The organism is Cryobacterium sp. Y82 (assembly GCF_002929495.1).
GTDB classification, from domain to species: Bacteria; Actinomycetota; Actinomycetes; order Actinomycetales; family Microbacteriaceae; genus Cryobacterium; species Cryobacterium serini.
In genome coordinates this window covers 1-1,503 of the sequence record NZ_PJJJ01000004.1, presented here as the reverse complement: position 1 = coordinate 1,503, position 1,503 = coordinate 1, and the positions used below count along the sequence as shown (strand labels likewise).

At 64.5% G+C, this 1,503-nt stretch carries 1 protein-coding gene; it reads left to right on the top strand.

Translation table 11 applies throughout. The features are described from left to right. Positions 1 to 13: 13 nt before the first annotated feature. The coding region (locus CXY70_RS00030) for a SulP family inorganic anion transporter (protein WP_104190385.1) at positions 14 to 1,503 on the top strand (1,490 nt) is incomplete at its 3' end.

Below are 1,503 nucleotides of genomic sequence, written 5' to 3'. Positions count from 1 at the left end.
TTTTGGAGGCCTCATGGCCATTGTTCATAAATCCACCGCGCCCAACCGCTACCGAGCGGAACCCTCCGTTCTCACCGCTCTGCGCACGCCCCGCCTGCTCACCCGCGAAGTTCTCGCCGGCCTCGTCGTGGCCATGGCGCTCATCCCCGAGGCGATCGCTTTCTCGATCATCGCCGGCGTCGACCCACGCGTCGGCCTGTTCTCCTCGTTCGTGATGGCCGTCACCATCGCCTTCGTCGGCGGCCGCCCGGCCATGATCACCGCCGCCACCGGTGCGATCGCCCTCGTCATCGCCCCGGTCGCCCGCGAATACGGCATGGACTACTTCATCGCCACCGTCATCCTCGCCGGCGTGTTTCAAATCGTGCTGAGCCTGATCGGCGTCGCGAAGCTCATGCGCTTCATCCCCCGCAGCGTCATGGTCGGCTTCGTCAACGCCCTCGCCATCCTCATCTTCGGCGCACAGCTGCCCCAGCTCCTCGGCGTACCCTTTATGGTCTACCCGCTCGTCGCGGCGGGCCTGATCATCATGGTCGTCATGCCCCGCATCACCAAAGTGGTTCCCGCGCCACTCGTGGCGATCGTCGTGCTCACCATCGCGACCGTCGTCATCGCCATCAACGTCCCCACCATCGGCGACCAGGGAGAACTCCCCCAGAGCCTGCCCGAACTCTTTTTCCCCAGCGTTCCGCTCAACTGGGACACCTTCACCATCATCGCCCCCTACGCCCTCGGCATGGCCCTGGTCGGAATCCTCGAGTCGCTCATGACCGCAAAATTCGTCGACGAGATCACCGACACCCACTCCAACAAGACCCGCGAAACCTGGGGCCAGGGCCTCGCCAACATCATGAGCGGCTTGTTCGGCGGCATGGGCGGCTGCGCCATGATCGGCCAGACCATGATCAACGTCAAGGCCTCCGGCGCCCGCACCCGCATCTCCACCTTCCTCGCCGGCATCTTCCTGCTCGTTCTCGTACTCGGCCTCGGCGACGTACTCGCCGTCGTGCCCATGGCCGCCCTGGTCGCCGTGATGATCATCGTGTCGTATCTGACCTTCGACTGGCACAGCATCCGCTTGTCTACTCTCAAGCGGATGCCGGGGAGCGAGACCACCGTCATGGTCACCACGGTCGTCATCATCGTTCTCACCCACAACCTGGCCATCGGTGTCGTCGCCGGCGTGATCGTGGCGATGGTCGCCTTCGCGCGCCGAGTCGCCCACCTCGCCCGGGTCGAGCGCACCGTCGAACTCGACCAGCCTGTGCCGACCGCCTACTACACGGTGACCGGGGCGCTATTCTTCGCCTCGAGCAACGACCTGATGACCCAGTTCGAGTACGCCGACGACCCCGACCGCATCGTCATCGATCTGTCGGCATCACACATCTGGGATGCCTCGACCGTCGCCACCCTCGACGCCATCACCTACAAGTATGAGCGGCACGACAAGCGCGTCGTCATCGACGGATTGAACGAGGCGAGCCACGAACTGCATTCCCG